This is a genomic window from Moritella sp. 28, from assembly GCF_018219435.1.
GTDB lineage: Bacteria > Pseudomonadota > Gammaproteobacteria > Enterobacterales > Moritellaceae > Moritella.
On the sequence record NZ_CP056121.1, the window covers coordinates 761,660 to 779,885 of the forward strand.

12 protein-coding genes are annotated in these 18,226 nt (G+C 39.7%); 10 read left to right on the plus strand and 2 right to left on the minus strand.

What is annotated here, in order from left to right; translation table 11 throughout:
- Positions 1-85: 85 nt before the first annotated feature.
- Positions 86-3,310, minus strand: a complete 3,225-nt coding sequence (locus HWV02_RS03510; RefSeq protein ID WP_211689725.1) for an ExeM/NucH family extracellular endonuclease — start codon at positions 3,308-3,310, stop codon at positions 86-88.
- A 756-nt stretch (positions 3,311-4,066) separates the two neighbouring features.
- Here HWV02_RS03510 and HWV02_RS03515 point away from each other — a divergent pair.
- The 8 genes from HWV02_RS03515 (at position 4,067) to HWV02_RS03550 (ending at position 12,585) form a co-directional block, all read left to right on the plus strand.
- Positions 4,067-4,891, plus strand: coding sequence for an outer membrane protein OmpK (locus HWV02_RS03515; protein ID WP_211690526.1), 825 nt, complete (start codon positions 4,067-4,069; stop codon positions 4,889-4,891).
- Positions 4,892-5,223: 332 nt separating this feature from the next.
- Positions 5,224-6,090 carry an outer membrane protein OmpK gene (locus HWV02_RS03520; protein ID WP_211689726.1) on the plus strand — a complete coding sequence of 289 codons (867 nt, stop codon included), beginning with the start codon at positions 5,224-5,226 and terminating at the stop codon, positions 6,088-6,090.
- Positions 6,091-6,417: 327 nt separating this feature from the next.
- Positions 6,418-6,837 (plus strand): D-ribose pyranase, encoded by a 420-nt coding sequence (gene rbsD / locus HWV02_RS03525; protein ID WP_211678479.1) that lies wholly within the window; start codon positions 6,418-6,420, stop codon positions 6,835-6,837.
- Between the two features lie 67 nt (positions 6,838-6,904).
- A complete protein-coding gene (rbsA, locus tag HWV02_RS03530) occupies positions 6,905-8,410 on the plus strand; it encodes a ribose ABC transporter ATP-binding protein RbsA (protein WP_211678480.1) in 1,506 nt (501 codons plus the stop codon).
- Between the two features lie 53 nt (positions 8,411-8,463).
- Positions 8,464-9,423: a ribose ABC transporter permease gene (gene rbsC, locus HWV02_RS03535; RefSeq protein WP_211678481.1), complete on the plus strand. Its 960-nt coding sequence runs from the start codon at positions 8,464-8,466 to the stop codon at positions 9,421-9,423.
- 126 nt (positions 9,424-9,549) lie between these two features.
- Positions 9,550-10,431: a ribose ABC transporter substrate-binding protein RbsB gene (gene rbsB / locus HWV02_RS03540; RefSeq protein WP_211689727.1), complete on the plus strand. Its 882-nt coding sequence runs from the start codon at positions 9,550-9,552 to the stop codon at positions 10,429-10,431.
- 177 nt (positions 10,432-10,608) lie between these two features.
- The gene (gene rbsK, locus HWV02_RS03545) at positions 10,609-11,529 is read left to right on the plus strand and encodes a ribokinase (RefSeq protein ID WP_211689728.1); all 921 of its coding nucleotides are present in this window, start codon (positions 10,609-10,611) and stop codon (positions 11,527-11,529) included.
- 51 nt (positions 11,530-11,580) lie between these two features.
- Entirely contained in the window at positions 11,581-12,585 is a 1,005-nt protein-coding gene (locus tag HWV02_RS03550; protein WP_211689729.1) for a substrate-binding domain-containing protein, read from the plus strand.
- A gap of 59 nt (positions 12,586-12,644) precedes the next feature.
- On the opposite strand, the gene HWV02_RS03555 is transcribed toward HWV02_RS03550, so the two are convergent.
- Positions 12,645-13,754 carry an FAD-dependent monooxygenase gene (locus tag HWV02_RS03555; RefSeq protein ID WP_211689730.1) on the minus strand — a complete coding sequence of 370 codons (1,110 nt, stop codon included), beginning with the start codon at positions 13,752-13,754 and terminating at the stop codon, positions 12,645-12,647.
- 1,110 nt (positions 13,755-14,864) lie between these two features.
- On the opposite strand from HWV02_RS03555, the gene HWV02_RS03560 reads away from it, so the two are divergent.
- A complete protein-coding gene (locus HWV02_RS03560; protein WP_211678486.1) occupies positions 14,865-15,203 on the plus strand; it encodes a hypothetical protein in 339 nt (112 codons plus the stop codon).
- Positions 15,204-15,315: 112 nt separating this feature from the next.
- Positions 15,316-18,075 carry an immune inhibitor A domain-containing protein gene (locus HWV02_RS03565; RefSeq protein WP_211689731.1) on the plus strand — a complete coding sequence of 920 codons (2,760 nt, stop codon included), beginning with the start codon at positions 15,316-15,318 and terminating at the stop codon, positions 18,073-18,075.
- Positions 18,076-18,226 lie beyond the last annotated feature (151 nt).

Here is an 18,226-nt window from a genome sequence, read left to right on the forward strand (position 1 = left end):
GATAACTGCGGAATGTGAATAATATATGTCGATTAGCTCTCATTTTAGCTTATGCGTTAATAGATAACGCATAAGCTAGCTGTCGTTATTTAGCTTTACGACGTAAGAGACTAAAACCGAGTAATGAAACGATACCGAAGATACCAAATGAACCACCTGATTTTTGATTTTCAGGTGTAGTTGGTGTAGTTGGTGTAGTTGGTATAGTTGGTGTAGTTGGTGTAGTTGGTATAGTTGGTATAGTTGGTGTAGTTGGTGTAGTTGGTGTAGTTGGTGCTGTAGGTGGAGCAATGCCTACTTCAGGTAAAGCAGACTGTGCTACTGTGACATCCATGCTTACATCTGAATTTGGTAGCGCAACTTCATGTACACCTTTAACTCGGTGTAGTTGTATTTTTATGGTGTAATCGCCAGACTGAATGCCCTTGAGCTCCATTGGCACAGTAGTTTGATTGCCACTCTCTAGTACAAAGCGTAGAGTATCTCCTTGTACGGCTATCCCTACGAGAGTTTTAACACTCGCTTTAGGTGTTAGTGTAACTGTCGTAATATCACCTTTTTTCGTTTCTATACCTTCAGGAACCGCGTATGTTAGGTTAATCGTATTATCAATAATAGGTAATACCACCGCTTGACCTACATCGGCTTCACCATACTTATAGCGAAGTGACATGAACGCAGGATCGTGATCTGATGAACGGAATGGTGTTGCTTCTCCACCATTATATGCATCATATGCAGCATCACTGATTACAGGGCCGTATTTACCCTCTTTATTATATTGGAAATAAGTAGACTCGGTACTGTTGATGTGCCAATCACCCGCATCAATTACACGCGCTTCAAGTGACGCATTAACGAGCATATGATCCAGTGAACCAATTTCATCATTGTATGAATAGCTCCAACCTGTTTTACCCTTCACTTTATCCATTTTATCTACAATATTTACGTAGTTAAATGATCTATCAACTGTAAACGGTATTCCTTCTGGATTGAATTGTGGTGTACCTAGGGTGTCTTTATCGCCGCCGATATAGGTATTGCGTGCTGTTGTAAGTACTTTTTTTGTAAGATTTTGAGTTAATACTAATAGTGGGTCTTCAGAACCGTAAGCGTTTAAGTCACCTAGAATGACACTGTCACCTTTAAGTTTACCGAATTCAGTGCCAAGTTGATAAGCGGCAGCGACACGGAAATTTTCACAGGAACCTTGTAGATCATTATCGACTTTTTTGCCACTCTCAACATCTTCCCAACAAGTTGAGCCTTTTGATTTAAAGTGATTAACAGCAATATTTAGTTTTTTACCTGTTTGATTAACAATAAATGTTGCAGCGAGAGTATCACGTTGATAATTATCTCCACTTTCAATTTCTTTGCCTTCTTCATTCACGATTGCCGGAGCATGTTGCTGTGGCATTTGGATGATACCAGAGCTATCCAAAGTGACTTTACTTGGGCGGTACAGCAGTCCTGTTGTAATCGCATCTGTACCAATGGTATCTTCGTTATTTAACTTCCCATCGTTATTGCTGTCTATACCAACGAAAACATAATGATTTTTAGTATCGGTAATATCGCTATTAATACTTTCTACTAAGGCTTTCAGCGCACCATTATCACCAAAACCATTATTTTCAATTTCCATTAAACCGACGATATCGGTATCTAATGCAAGTATGGCTGCCGTGATTTTAGCTAATTGTCGATCATATTCAGCTTGTGATAGGGCGCCACGGTTTTGCCCTGTTGGGTTTTTATCCCCACCGACAGGCGAGTTAAATAAATTAAGTACATTTTGAGTTGCAATAGTAATAGGGAATTCGCGATCAACAGTGTCTGTGTTTAATGATGGCTTGTCTGTTCTTGGAGTCGTGTGCTTGAAGGTATCCACCGTTACTTCATTGGTCACGGTAAGACTAAAGTTACCATAGCTATGGCTTAATATACCTTCAATACCCACGACACTGTCATTAACGCGAATGTAATTAACATTGGGGTTATCGAGGAATGTAGGGTAATAAGGAATACTTCCGTCATTCTCTACTTTTTCGTTACTTTCCAATATCATTCGGTAGTTTTTATTTTCTGCTATCTGAGCTTTTGCTTCAGCACTGCCAGCGACATGTTCTTGGTTAGGCTGCATGTTCGGGCGTTTATAAGCAAGAGAGATGTTGTCCCTTCTTGCTCCATAATCACGAGAGAACGTTCTTGATATGCGCATGGTTTGCTCACCATCTAGGTTTGCATCCATGTCGGCTGGTAAGCGAACTAACATGCCTTCATAACGCTCAAGTGTTTTTTGGAAATCAAAATCTCCTTTATCATTAACGTCAGTATCTAGGATTTTAATTTCAACGGCTTCCGGTACCGCTGTATCTGTATCAATAATTTTAAAGCTACTTGTTTTCAGTTTAGTAAAACCATAATCTTCATACACTTTACTGCTTAAACAAACGGTCTTGCCGATAAGATCAGTTGTCGCCACATTCGTTTCGACAAAAATACCCGCTGAGCGGAGTGGGTTAGAGCCTGTTTGTTGAAGGTATAGACCCACTCTCGGTAGGCTAGTGACTGCAGTGACTATCGCTTCAACATAAATACTGTCTGTCGATTCGTATTTACCTTTAGCAATAAGTGGTGATTTCCAACTATCGCCTTGAATGTCTTCAATGGTCGTTTTTATATTATCTTCTGTACAGGTGAATTTAACCGGAGCAGGTGCGAGATCCGCGATAGCAAGACCTGTGTAGTCATCTTTATTTAGTTCTAACCATTCTTTAGGGTCGTAAGCTACTTTTTGTACTGGCGTATTATCGCCCTCTAACAAACGACGGCGTAGTGTGAGATCTTTCCCCCAGTTTTGACTGCTATCAACAACGCCAACTACATCAATTAATACTGGATTTTTAGGATCTGTAATATCAGCAAGAGCTAGGGCATCGTTACCATTAGCAAAACTTGCCGTTGCAAGGACTGGGGTACCACCATTGGCCGTAATCGCATCCCTTATAACTTGAGAACGACTGTTTTTTTCAACTAAAACAAATGTGTTACCAGCTGTAATTATGGTTCCTTCAAGATCAAATAAAGTCCCCCAACCATCAGTCTTGCCATCCCCTTGCTTACTAATTCCTATGTTGGCAGGAAACGCATAGTCGGTATCACCGAGATTAGTCAGCTCAAGCGCTTTATTGTAGCCACCACCTTCTACATACTCAGTAATTAAAATATCTGTTAATGCGGCTTGTACACCGCCTGAGAGAACACTACCAATGGCAAACGTTAATATTTTCTTTTTCATCATTTATCCTAAGTTAGACATTATTATGTTAAGGCTTATGTATGCCTCGTTAGGGACTGAACACAATCGTGCTGGTGGTGAAACTGCAGAGTAAAACCGTTATTTAGGTAATGGATTATGTGGGTAGCTGAACTCATCATGCTACGAATACGGAAATCTTTATTATTACCTATATTCCAACTAATCCTATTGTTATCAGTGCTTAATATAGGGAAATAAACTATACATCAATGTTTAAAATAGATAGGTTCGTGACAAGTAAAATCCTTAAATTGTGATTTAGAGCTATTGCTTTATCATTTTTAATAACGAAAATGAAACATGAATCAAACATTTTTAATGCATGATAATCTGATGTGTGACTTATACTTTTTAATGCTTAGATTGGAGTATGTTTAGACTTGTTTATTTTATTCTTTAGTTGGTTGTTTCTCGTACATGATAAAAATAGACAGTTAGTTTGGATTTAAATTAAGATGTATTTAAAATCAATCGCTTATATAACGCTCATTTCTGTTGATAAAACAGATGTTTAAAAACCCTTTTATCAACAATAACTTACTTAATACCAATTTATACGTAGTCTAAACGTTTATCGGTTGCGGCTAATTTAGTTAATTATGCTATCGATCACATTTTTTCACATTCACGACTGTGTTTGTTATAGATTTATTGAACTTTTTATAAATCTCGATACACTCGCGCCATAAAAATAGCGCTGACTCATACAGAGTTGTGCACCATAAAATGGAAGTAATGATGAAAAATGTTAAAAATATAGCATTAGCTGCAACTACGCTTGCTGCTATCTCTTGCAACGCGTTCGCGGCTGATTATTCTGATGATATTCACAAGAATGATTACCAATGGTCACAATTCAACTTAATGTATGCTGTTGGTGAAAAACCAAGTGCTAAAGATAATCTAAAACATGATTATCTAGAAATGGAATTTGGCGGCCGTTCTGGGGTTGTTGATCTATACGGTTATGTTGACGTATTCAATCTAACGAATAAAAATTCTAGTGGCTCAGATAAAAATGATGGCGCAAGCAAGATGTTTATGAAACTTGCTCCACGTTTTTCACTTGATGCTATAACTGGTCAAGATTTGTCTTTCGGCCCTGTACAAGAAGTATATGTTGCTACTTTATTTAACTGGGGTGGTGGTGCGATTGGTAGTGATGTTAACAATGCATTCTTTGGTCTAGGTTCTGATGTGATGGTGCCTTGGTTAGGTAAAGTAGGTATGAACCTTTATGGTTTATACGATGTTAACGCTAAAGATTGGAATGGTTACCAATTCTCGATGAACTGGTTCAAACCGTTCGTTAACTTTGATAATGGTAGCTTTATCTCTTACCAAGGTTACATTGATTACCAATTTGGTGCTGATACAGATGCAAACCATGTTAGCAGTGGTGGTGTTATGTTCAATGGTATCTACTGGCACTCAGAGCGTTACTCTGTGGGTTACGGCGTAAAAGCGTATAACGACGTTTATACACTTGAAGATGGTGTAGCATTTGGTGGATTAGAATCTTCAGGCTTTGCACATTACTTAGCTGCATCTTACAAATTCTAAGACCCTTATTTTAAAAACCTAATTTTAGAATAAGTTTGTGGAGTCACGGTTAGCGTGCCTCCACATGTTACGCCATTAATTTTCTATGATTTATTGACTGCTTATAAACCCCTCTGTAATGACCTCTTCTGTATAATTTATTTTCAACTTTATTTTATTCTTTTACAGTAATAATATAATTCATGATTGCTAATTAATAAGCTAATAAAGGCTGTTTATAGCGCTTGGTCTATAATTATGTGTCTATTGTATTTAGTTCAATAAACTTAGATTTAGCTGCACTGAATTTATTGATACTCAACGTTTATATACCATTATCATGGATTTGACTGATGAACAATATCTATAAATTATTATCATTGATTGCAGCGTTAATGATTTTTTCGAATACCACTGTTGCTGCAGATTATAGTGATGGGCTACATAAGAAAGACTATAGATGGATACAGTTTAATATGATGTATGCCATTAGCGAAAAGCCGAGTGTTGAAGACAATTTAGACCATGATTACCTTGAAGTGGAGTTTGGCGGTCGTTCTGGCATTGTTGATTTATACGGTTACGTAGACGTGTTTAATTTAGCGAATACAGACTCTAGAGATTCAGACAAAACGAATGATAAAAGTAAGATATTCATGAAATTATCGCCACGTTTTTCACTCGATGCTATGACGGGCGAAGACTTATCGTTTGGACCTGTGCAAGAGGTTTACGTTGCCACGTTATTTAATTGGGCTGGTGGTGGAATTACAGGCGTTGATAACGATGGTAAAACGATAATTGGTGATGTTAATAATTCATTTTGGGGCTTAGGTATTGATGTCTCGGTAGCTTGGTTTGGTACGGTGGGCATAAACCTATATGGTTTGTATGATCTAAATACGAAAGATTGGAACGGTTATCAGTTTTCAATGAATTGGTTTAAGCCATTTGTGACTTTTGGCAATGGCAGTTTTATTGCTTATCAGGGTTATGTTGATTATCAATTTGGTGCGGATGCTGTAAAGGATCTTGACGTGCCTAAGACTACCCATGGCGGCGTGATGTTTAATGGTATTTACTGGCACTCTGAACGCTACGCATTAGGTTATGGGGTGAAAATATACAATGACGTCTACACCATTGAAGATGGTGGGGGTCTAACTGCTTTAGACTCGTCTGGTTTTGCCCATTATTTTGCTGCTATTTATAAATTTTAATGTTGATGGTTAAAATTTGAGCGTTTATTTTATTAAAGTAGTGTCTTTATTTTATCGGTTCTATTTTATTTTTCACTCCATTTAATTTGCTCTATTACTTTCGATATAAGTGATTTTCTTCGTAAAAATAACACCTCCATTTCAGATGAAAGAAATTCAACTCGTTCTTCGATCTAACTCGCATTTTTATACTTAAATACTAGAATTATCCTCATTTTTAACTATATTCAACGCTATCGAAACGTTTGCGCAATCGTTTCGATAGCGTTAATATCCATTTAATCGAAGACTTATATTTAGCTATTTTCACCTTGTAAGGCGTGAACCATGAAGAAAAATGCACTTATCAACGCAGACTTATCTTATTTAGTTGCGACGCTTGGACATACTAACGAGATCACCATTTGTGATGCTGGTTTACCTGTTCCAGACTCAACACTGCGTATCGATCTTGCGTTGATTCCGGGTGTACCAACATTCATCGCGACCGTTAAAGCGATACTCGGCGAAATGCAAATTGAAGGCATCGTACTTGCAGAAGAGTTTGCTACGGTTAGCCCTGAGTTACACACGGCCTTACTTGATGTGATTGCCAATGAGGAACAACTCACCAATAAAATAATTACAATCACTTATATTGACCACGAAGCATTTAAGCAACGAACACACCATAGCAAAGCCGTTGTACGCACGGGTGAATGTACACCTTATGCTAATGTGATCTTCCAATCTGGCGTGGTGTTTTAATCTCGCTCAGCAGTGATTGTACGACACGTAAGAATAGCGATTTATGCGGAATAAAGTAGGAACTGACATGACGCAAGCAATTTTAAAACTCAGTGGTATCGAAAAATCATTTCCTGGTGTGAAAGCGCTAGATAATGCTTGTTTGAATGTATACCCAGGTAAGGTAATGGCATTACTGGGCGAAAATGGTGCCGGTAAGTCGACGTTGATGAAGGTATTAACCGGTATCTATCACATGGATAAAGGTAGTATTAACTACCAAGGTAGTGATGTTAGCTTTAATGGCCCGCGTCATTCTCAAGAAGTGGGCATTAGTATAATTCACCAAGAATTAAACTTGATCCCTGAGTTAACGATTGCTGAAAATATCTATTTAGGCCGCGAAAAAACCAATGCGTTTGGCGGTATTAAATGGGCTGAGATGTATCGCGATGCCGATGCCTTATTACTACGCTTAAACGTCAAACACAGTTCGCGTCAATTATTGGGTGAGCTAAGTTTAGGTGAGCAGCAAATGGTCGAAATTGCCAAAGCGCTGTCATTTCAATCCCAAGTTATCGTGATGGATGAACCGACCGATGCCTTGACGGAGAGCGAAACTAAATCATTATTCAGCGTGATTAATGAACTGCGTAATGAAGGCTGCGGCATTGTTTATATTTCTCATCGTTTAAAAGAGATTTTCGAGATTTGTGATGATATTACTGTATTGCGTGATGGTAAATTTATTGACGAAATAGCGGTGACTGATATTGACGAAGATAGTCTGATTGAGAAAATGGTGGGTCGTCGTTTAGACGAGATCTATCCACGTATCGGCGCAATACATGGCACAACATGCATGGAAGTTGAAAATATTGTGGCACCAGGCGTACGTGACGTTAGTTTCAAATTAGACCATGGTGAAATATTAGGTATCTCGGGCTTAATGGGCGCTGGCCGTACTGAATTAATGAAAGCCATTTACGGGGCATTACCACGTGATTCGGGTGATGTGATTTTAGACGGTAAGGTTGTTAGTCCAGTAACCCCACGCGACGGCTTGGCTAATGGTATAGCCTATATTTCTGAAGATCGTAAAGGTGATGGGCTAGTTCTTGGTTTGTCGGTAAAAGAAAATATGACCTTGTGCGCATTAGACCAACTGTCACAAGGCCTGCAATTAGATCACGCGAAAGAAGCGACTGCAGTAGAAGACTTCATGCGTCAGTTTAATGTTAAAACCCCAAGCCGCGATCAGATTATTGGTAACTTATCTGGTGGTAACCAGCAGAAAGTGGCGATAGCCAAAGGTTTAATTACCCGCCCTAAAGTACTTATTTTAGATGAGCCTACCCGCGGTGTTGATGTCGGCGCTAAAAAAGAGATCTACGAGTTAATCAATCAATTTAAAGTCGAAGGCATGAGTATCATTCTCGTGTCGTCAGAAATGCCAGAAGTATTGGGCATGAGTGACCGAATTTTAGTGATGCACGAAGGCCGCATCAGCGGTGAGTTTATGGCTGAACATGCTAACCAAGAAAAACTAATGGCGTGTGCCGTTGGAAAAAAAATGAATGAGGCAGGGCTATGAGCCAGAACCAAGCAGTTAATACAAATTCCAGTAACAATGTGAACGGTGATGTTATGACGAAAACTTTAACCAGAAAATTTTTCACTAAAGAATGGTTGTTTGAACAAAAATCATTAATCGCTTTAATTTTGTTGATTGTGGTGGTGTCTTTCTTAAACCCTCACTTTTTCACTGTGGGGAATATTTTAAACATATTACGTCAAACATCGGTGAGCGCGATCATCGCTGTGGGTATGACCTTAGTGATCTTAACTGGCGGTATTGACTTAGGTGTTGGCTCAGTATTAGCCCTGTGTGGTGCCTTTGCAGCGTCATTAATAGCAATGGAAGTATCAGTGATGATAGCCGTTCCTGTGGCATTATTTGCAGGTGCAGCATTAGGTGCGATGAGCGGTATGATTATTGCCATCGGTAAGGTGCAAGCCTTTATTGCGACGCTGGTGACCATGACATTATTGCGTGGTGTAACCATGGTATATACCGACGGTCGTCCAATCTCAACCGGTTTTACTGATGTTGCCGATAGTTTTTCATGGATCGGTACGGGTTATTTATTAGGTGTGCCTGTACCAATCTGGTTAATGGTGATGGTATTTGCTTCGGCATGGTACTTACTTAATCATACGCGTTTTGGTCGTTATGTTTATGCTCTTGGTGGCAACGAAGCAGCGACACGTCTATCAGGTATTAACGTAGATAAAGTGAAGATGGGTGTTTATGCCATCTGTGGTGCACTGGCTGCATTAGCTGGTTTGATTGTGACATCACGTTTATCATCTGCACAACCTACCGCTGGTATGGGTTATGAATTAGATGCGATTGCAGCTGTAGTCGTCGGCGGCACCAGTCTTGCTGGTGGTAAAGGTCGTATTATGGGTACGCTGATCGGAGCATTAATTATCGGCTTCCTAAATAATGCATTAAATCTATTGGATGTATCTTCATACTTCCAGATGATTGCTAAAGCTGTAGTGATCTTACTTGCAGTATTAGTTGAAACGAAAAAGAAATAAGAAATAAGAAACAGAAGAATAACAATAATAACAATAAAAGTACGATAAAAGAGTCGTAATACATAACCTGTGAACCTCAATACCCTATCTGAGGCAGCAGAATTAACGTAAAAGAAGGTATATGTAATGAAAAAATTAGCAACCTTGATCTCTGCTGCTGTAGTTTCAGCATCTTTCAGTGCAACGGTAATGGCGCAAGATACGATTGCAATGGTGGTGTCGACGTTAAATAACCCTTTCTTTGTAACAATGAAAGAAGGTGCGGAAGCGAAAGCAAAAACATTAGGTTATAAGTTAATTGTGCTGGATTCACAGAACGATCCAAGCAAAGAATTATCGAACGTTGAAGACCTGACTGTACGTGGCGTAAAAGCGATCTTAATTAACCCAACGGATTCAGACGCAGTATCGAATGCGATCCGTATGGCTAACCGTTCTAATATTCCAGTTATCACATTAGACCGTGGTGCGAGTCGTGGTAAAGTGGTGAGCCACATTGCTTCTGATAACGTTGCTGGTGGCGAAATGGCCGGTCAATATATAAATGATACGATTGGCGCTAATGCAAAAGTTATCCAACTAGAAGGCATCGCTGGTACATCTGCGGCACGTGAACGTGGTCAAGGCTTCATGCAAGCGGTTGATAAAAATAAAATGAATTTGCTAGGTAGCCAACCCGCTGACTTTGATCGTACTAAAGGCCTTAACGTAATGGAAAACATGCTTGCTGCTAACTCAGACGTACAAGCTGTATTCGCGCAAAATGATGAAATGGCATTAGGTGCATTACGTGCCGTTCAAGCATCAGGTAAAGACGTATTAATCGTTGGTTTTGATGGCACTAAAGACGGTATTGCTGCCGTTAATCGCGGTATCTTAGGTGCGACAATTGCACAACAACCTGCGTTAATTGGTGCTCTTGGTGTTGTAACTGCTGATAAAATACTTAAAGGTCAGTCTGTAGAGAAGAGCATCGCTGTACCGTTAAAAGTGATCACTAAGTCATAAAATGACCAAAAGGGAATAACGTTAACCGTTATTCCCTTTACTCCTATCAATTCAATATTGAAAAATATGACTTAATCGCATCTGTGGATAGTTTAGTTTTATTAAGAGCGTCTTATTAAGATAGTGCAATTAAGTCATGTTTTATTCTCATCAGTTACAAAGTATTAAGGCTTCTTTATGAATAAATTAGTTGTGTTAGGTAGCGTTAACGCTGATCATGTTTTACAAGTGGCTACTTTTCCGCGTCCAGGCGAAACTTTACTTGGCCATAGTTATGCCGTGATCCCAGGTGGTAAAGGGGCGAATCAAGCCGTTGCCGCCGCACGTTTAGGTGCCGATATTGCATTTATTGCCTGTGTTGGTGATGATAGTTTTGGCCGTAATATGATCAACGAGTTTGATCGTGATGGTATCAATACCCAAGCTGTGATGGTGGAACAAGATACACCGACTGGGATCGCGATGATCCAAGTAGCGGCAACCGGTGAAAACAGTATTTGTATTTCGGCAGAAGCGAATGCTTGCTTAAGCCCAGAACGACTTAACCCACATCGCGAGTTAATTGCGCAAGCTGATACATTATTGATGCAATTAGAAACGCCGATTGCAACTATTATTCAAGCCGCTAAAATAGCAAAAAAAGTGGGTACACGTGTCGTATTAAACCCGGCTCCTGCACAGCCATTAAACGATGAGTTATTATCGGTTATTGATTTGATCACCCCAAATGAAACCGAAGCGGAATTATTAACGGGCATTAAAGTGATCGATATGGTATCGGCGCAAGTGGCTGCGGATGTATTACATAATAAAGGCATTGCTGAGGTAATGATCACTTTAGGTAGCCAAGGTGTGTGGATCAGTCGAGAAGGCAAGGGTAAACAAGTTAAAGGTTTCCGTGTTGATGCTGTAGATACCACGGCTGCAGGTGATACTTTTAATGGCGGTTTGTTAGCAGGACTGCAAGCGGGCTTAGTATTGGATGATGCGATTCGTTTTGCTCATGCTGCGGCTGCAATTTCAGTGACGCGTGTCGGTGCACAAACATCGATACCAACTAAGTCGGATGTTGATGCTTTTTTAGCGTTACAAGGTTAACGCGAACAATACTTTACTTTCATAATACAAGATGATGGACAAAATTAGCTAATGGCAACAATTAAAGACGTAGCAAGACATGCAGGTGTATCAACGTCAACAGTGAGTCATGTATTAAATAATACACGCTATGTCAGTGACGATGTGTCTGCGCGAGTGCGAACGGCTGTTGAAGAGTTACGTTATGCACCGTCGGCATTGGCGCGTAGTCTTAAAGTCCAAAGTACCAAAACATTTGGCATGCTGGTAACGACCTCGACCAATCCGTTTTTTGGTGAAGTATTGAAAGGTGTTGAACGTCGTTGCTATGAGCATGGTTATAATTTAATTCTGTGTAATACCGAAGGTGATGTTACACGTATGCATGCTAATCTTGATATCTTATTACAAAAGCGTGTCGATGGTTTAATGTTGATGTGTAGTGAAGTTGAAAGCCAAGGTTTTAATCTATTTGAACGTCACAAACCAGTACCGACAGTCGTGATGGATTGGGGCCCAACCAATTTTCCTTGCGATAAGATCCAAGATAACTCTCATCGCGGTGGTTATATGGCTACACAACATCTTATTGCTAAAGGTCATACCGAGATCGGTTGTATTACTGGTGTATTAGATAAATTAACCGCACAGCAGCGTTTTGCTGGGTTTACTCAAGCCATGGAAGAAGCGGGCTTAGCCATTAATCCGAAATGGATTACAGCGGGTGACTTTGAATGCGAAGGCGGTGAAAAAGCGTTTGCCGAAATGGTTGCTAACGGCCCATTACCCTCTGCATTATTTGTTTGTAACGATATGATGGCGATGAGTGTGATCAATAGCGCCAGTAAAAAGGGTATTTCAGTACCGGAAGATTTGTCTATTATCGGTTACGATGATATTAAACTCGCTAAATACATTACCCCCTCACTAACGACGATTCACCAGCCGAAACATCGCTTAGGACAAAAAGCGGTCGATATGTTGCTGGAACAAATTAAGTCAAAGATTGAAAGTAATCAGATTATTGAATTAGAACCGACTTTAGTCGAACGTGATAGTGTTAAAGCATTAAATTAGTTAAGGTTAGAAGAGCGCCTATTGATGTGGAATTTCAATAGGCTTTTTTACATCTAAAGTTAAAATACGGAGTGACTGTTTACTGCTATAAATTGCTGATACAGCGATTGTACTTCAGCTGGGTTAAACGCTTCGGTATAAGTCAGTTGGCTCAATCGATGCGTAATATTTTGCAAATCGTGTGAGCGTTGTTGCGCGCGATGCTGATAACGCTGTAGTGCATGTGGGATATGATTAAAGTTAGCCGCTAGACTTTGCGCGAGAATATAGGCATTTTCAATACCTAAGCTAAAGCCTATTCCCATGGTTGGTAATACTGAACAGCATGAGTCTCCTAGTAGCACCGCGTTGTCTCGACTCCATTGTGAAAATGGGGCAATATCTGCTAAAGGCGATGGCATAATTTGTGATTCAGGTGTGCTTTTTATCATCTTAAGTAGAAAGGGTGGGTAGTGGGCAAATTGTTCTAAAATACACGCTTTATTAAGCGTTTCACCTTCCGCTACTGGACATGCTGCAAACCAATATTTAGAATTATTACCTCGGTCATAAGTATAGGTCACAATTCGAGATTGCATGCCCGCAAAGACGTAACATTCTTCATCACTGATCTCAGGAGTGTTAAAGTCAACAATCCCACGACAGCAGTACACACCCGGTTGGCGTATATTTACTTCTGGTGCGACAAACTGACGAACGTTAGAAAATAAACCATCTGCACCTACGATCACATCGGCAATAAGTGGCTTACCATTAATGAGGATGACTTCGTTTTCAACGCTGCAGTGTTGACCTGTCTGGATGTTATCTTCCCCGTAAGCGTCTAATAGCAGTTGATAGAGATCGCGACGGTGAAATAGGCCGATAGGGGCGTTAACATTACTGTCTATTGCTTGCACCGATAATTGGTTAATCATTTCTGATGTCGCAGTTAATGTCGTTACAAGGTCAACATTGTTACCTGCAGCTTTAACTTTTTCGGCATCGGTCAGTGCGGCCAAGATTTGCATGCCTTCTGGCCACATGATAATACCTGTTCCATCGACTCGTGGTTTATCTGCTTTTTCATAAATACTTGCTTCAATGCCAAAGGTTCGTAGGGATAATGCAAGGGCAAGGCCATTTAATCCTGCTCCTACAATCGCTACTTTCAGGTCTGTTTTGTCCATTAACTTCTCCGTTGTTTTCAAGTGCACTTTATTGCATTTAATATGACTATCTGTCCTATTGTTAAATGTAACATAATAAGTAAGTCTTTGAATATTTGAATTTTTATTCTAGTTAATTATGTTTAAAATTAAAGGATCAAAGAGATGGTTTTATAGTCAGGTTGTATAGGTGCATTTGGGAAAGAGGATTAAAGATGAAGTGTTGTGAAAACGCGATAGTGAAGAGAGTGAATCGAAATTGGTTTGAAAAATTATTATATAGCAGTATTTATAAATGTAATCACTGCGGTAATGTGTTCAAGCTTAAAGCGGGTTAATTATTATCGAATATAAGTTCGATAATAACAACGAACTTAGAGGCCGTTTATGAAGGTCATATTGACATAAATAAGTCCATGTTTTGAGCTGAATGGACTTTTATTTTTTTAAACTCAACTGTATTTATATAGAAGCTCAGACTTAATTTTATCAATGACTGATCCCCCCCCCCTTTCTTGCACCCCATTTAAATTTAATCATCCTTATTCATACACTCTGTTATAAGCTCCTGCTCCTGCTTTTATGCTTTCATCGAACGACAGCATTGCTGACGTTTGAAAAATACACACCAATATAATAGATAGCAAACATTTTCATAATGTAACCTTTGAATATTAATATTCACAAGCATTAGAGTATGTGTCAATACAGGAATAAATATCATTATAAGAGTTTAATTTAGTGTAACCCAATCTATCATTAACTCGTTTGTTATCTGGTTGAATAGTTAAAATCTAGTCATATCCGCCATTATTACTTCTCCTCCCTCTTATTTTAAATATCCCATGATCTGACTGATGAAGCCCAAGCTGAGAAATTTATATTTCCGATAGATGATATCGCCTATGAATATATATTAAGTGGTTAATTATTAATCGTTTTAGGGCGTGTTTATGATTGCAGTGTTATGAATCATAGCTATGAAAATACTTAAAGTGTGACGTGCGCACGAATCATATCTATTACTTATGGAATACCTCTCAAGTTTAGTTTATTTATTTTGCAAAAAAAAAACATGGGTAATAACTTAACAGTATCTTTACAAATAATTTACAAATAAAGGGTGGTTAAATGAAAATAGTCTTTTGTTTGGCGATGTCGCTTATTAGTCACTTGGTGTTTGCTTCTGTTCCTGCGGATGAAAATGAAAGGTTACTCGGTGCCTTGATAGCCAGAGGTGTCATTTGCGAAGGCCTTAACCGCGAACAGCAACAAAAGGCTTTGACAATATATTTACAGCGTAAACAGCGGCATAGCAGCATGAATAAACCGAGTAATCGAAAGCATTTGGTGTATCCCGACAGTGATGCTCCTAACATCAATACTGCTAACGACTTACACGCAGTAATGCCTAATTCGGAACCTGAAAATTCTAATAAAGAAAATGCCTGCATTCTACCGCCTGAATAATCCCGATTGAGAATGCTCATAAGGATTCAATCAACATGTTTGCTGAATCCTCATGAATAGGTTCTGCGGAGTGTAGTGATATTAAAATGGAAAATAATAACAAGGAAATATAATGAAAAAACTCAAACATACACTGGTTGCAACCGCGATCATCAGCTTACTTGGTGTCAATGCTGTACATGCAAAAACACCAGTAGACTTGGGGGTCGTTAATGAGGATAAGTTGGCCGAAATGCTGGTTCGCAGGGGATTACTTGATGATTCAGCGTCATTACAGGAAAGGTCTGATGCAGTAAAAAGTTACTTAGATAATAAAATAAAACATGGATTTAGTGGTGATGCTCAATTTGGTAAACAAGCCAAACATCACCAAAGTCGCATTATTAATGTTATCGAGAAACAACAGGGATTGAAAAAATCGAGTGTCTTTGCACTGGAAGTTACGAATAAGCGTACCGATAAAGTGTTGGCTCTTTTAGTCGATTTCCCCGACCTTCCATGGGATGATAACAAGCTGACTGAAGAGCATACTTCGATGCTTTATCCTAGCTATCCACCAGAACATTATCAGACCCTGTTATTCTCAGATACAGGCTACACTGGCCCGAAAGGCAATAACTTAATCTCTATGCGTCAATATTATGAGCAAGAATCTGGAGATAGTTATAGTGTTTCTGGTCAAGCTACAGGCTGGTATCGAGCAGAAAAGAATGCTGCGTATTACGGTGGTAACTCTGAAACGACCGACAATGACAAAAATGCACAAGCGTTAGTGCGCGAGGCCCTGGCACAGCTCGCTAAAGATCCGAGTGTGAATCTGGCCGATTATGATATCGAAGATCGTTATGACTTTGACGGTGACGGTAACTTCCGTGAACCTGATGGTGTTATCGATCATCTCATGGTATTCCATGCCTCTGTTGGCGAAGAAGCGGGTGGTGGTGTACTGGGTCCTGATGCGATTTGGTCACACCGCTTTAATCTGGGTCAGCCATATGTGCTTGAAGGAACGACGAGTTCTGTACCGGAACAATTCAATGGTAACTATGCAGCGTTTGATTATACGATGCAGCCAATAGACGCTGCAGCAGGGGTTTGTGCGCACGAATATGGTCACGATTTAGGCCTGCCTGATGAGTATGATACTCAGTATACTGGCGCTGGCGAACCTGTTTCTTACTGGTCAATCATGTCTTCTGGTAGTTGGGCTGGTAAAATTGGTGGCACTCAACCGACAGCATTCAGTTCATGGGCCAAAACCTTCTTGCAAAACGCAATTGGTGGCCGCTGGATCAATGACGAACGATTGTCTATTGAAGAGCTAAAGGAGAAAGATTTATTCTTTACCTTGTTCCAAACTACAGATAACGATCGCCCTAACATGGTACGCATTGACTTACCGATGAAGAAAAGTGAAGGATTAAAACCGTTCGAAGGGACTGCTCAGTTCCATTCCGAACAGGGTGACAGTCTGAACAATTCGATGAGCAGAAGCTTAGATATTCCAGCGGCAGATGCCGTTAAACTGGTATTTAAAGCTTGGTATCAAATAGAAAAGGATTATGACTTTGCACGTGTGCTGATTAACGGTAAACCAATCTCTGGTAATATTACTACTCTAGATGATCCGCTTAATACTGGTTTAGCGCCAGCGATTGGTGGTGAATCTGATGGTTGGATCGATGCTGAATTTGATCTGTCGGATTACGCTGGGCAAACTGTTACGCTTGGTTTTGATTACATCACGGATGGTGGCCTAGCAATGAAAGGACTATTCCTTGATAACATTGCTCTGATTAGTGATGGTGACCGTACGCTGATTGATGATGCAGAATCAACGTCGACATTTACTCTTGATGGCTTCAAGAGCAACACAGGTTTCTACGAGTCTAACCACTATTATTTACTGCAATGGCGTAGTCATAACGACGTTGATGAAGGCTTAAACAATATTAAACGTATGGGTCAACTAGTGACTTTCGAACCTGGACTGATTATTTGGTACGTTGATGATTCATTTAAGGATAACGCGGTAGGTAAACATCCTGGTCAAGGTTGGCTTGGTATTTTAGATGCTGATCAGAACGCGCTATTATGGGCGGATACTGGTCTTCCGGCACAAACTCGTTTTCAAGTTCGTGATGCCGCTTTTTCGTTACATGATCAAACTGAATTTAGTTTGACTGCTCGTGATGGCAATGTATTGGAAGATAGTAATCTTGCTGCCAATGGTCATTTTGCTGATAGTCAAGACTACAGTTTACCAGAAGCGCCAGATTCAGGGCGTATTGTGACAGAATATGGTCTCGTTATCGATGTACTAAATCAGGCAGATAACAACGAATACGGCGTACTCAAAGTTTCTTATTCAGAGACACCGAATGTTGCACCTCAAGCTATATTTGACCTTGTTGTTGATGGACTTGAAGTAACAACTACAAATAGAAGTACTGATAGCGATGGTAAAATTGATAGTTATCTATGGGATTTTGGCAACGGTCAGATCAGCAATGAAATTTCTCCGGTATGGAAGTATACTGAAAGCGGAAGCTACACGGTAACCCTGATGGTAACTGATAATGATGGCGAAACAGCTACTGTATCGGAAACTATTAATGTTGTTGCTCCAAATGTTGAACCTGAAGTTGGTGCGAAATATATTCACTTAGGTCGTCTAGTAACATTATGGTCAACGAGCACTGACAGTGATGGTCGTATTGTTGATACCGAATGGCAATTACCGAACGGTAAGACTAAGCGTGGTCGCCTTATTACGGCAATGTTTCCTTCATACGGTCACCATGTTGTGACATTGAAGGTAATTGATAATGATGGTGCTGTTGTCAGCAAGGTTATTAACGTTAAAATATAAATGTCATAAAAATGAATCAAAGCGCCCTCTTGGGGCGCTTTTTAGTTTCTTAAACCTCTCAAGTAAATGTAATACGAACATATATTTACTATATGAAATGCTAATTTATCCTCTCTGTTTTTCCTGTTAATGTACCAACTCAATTTAGCTA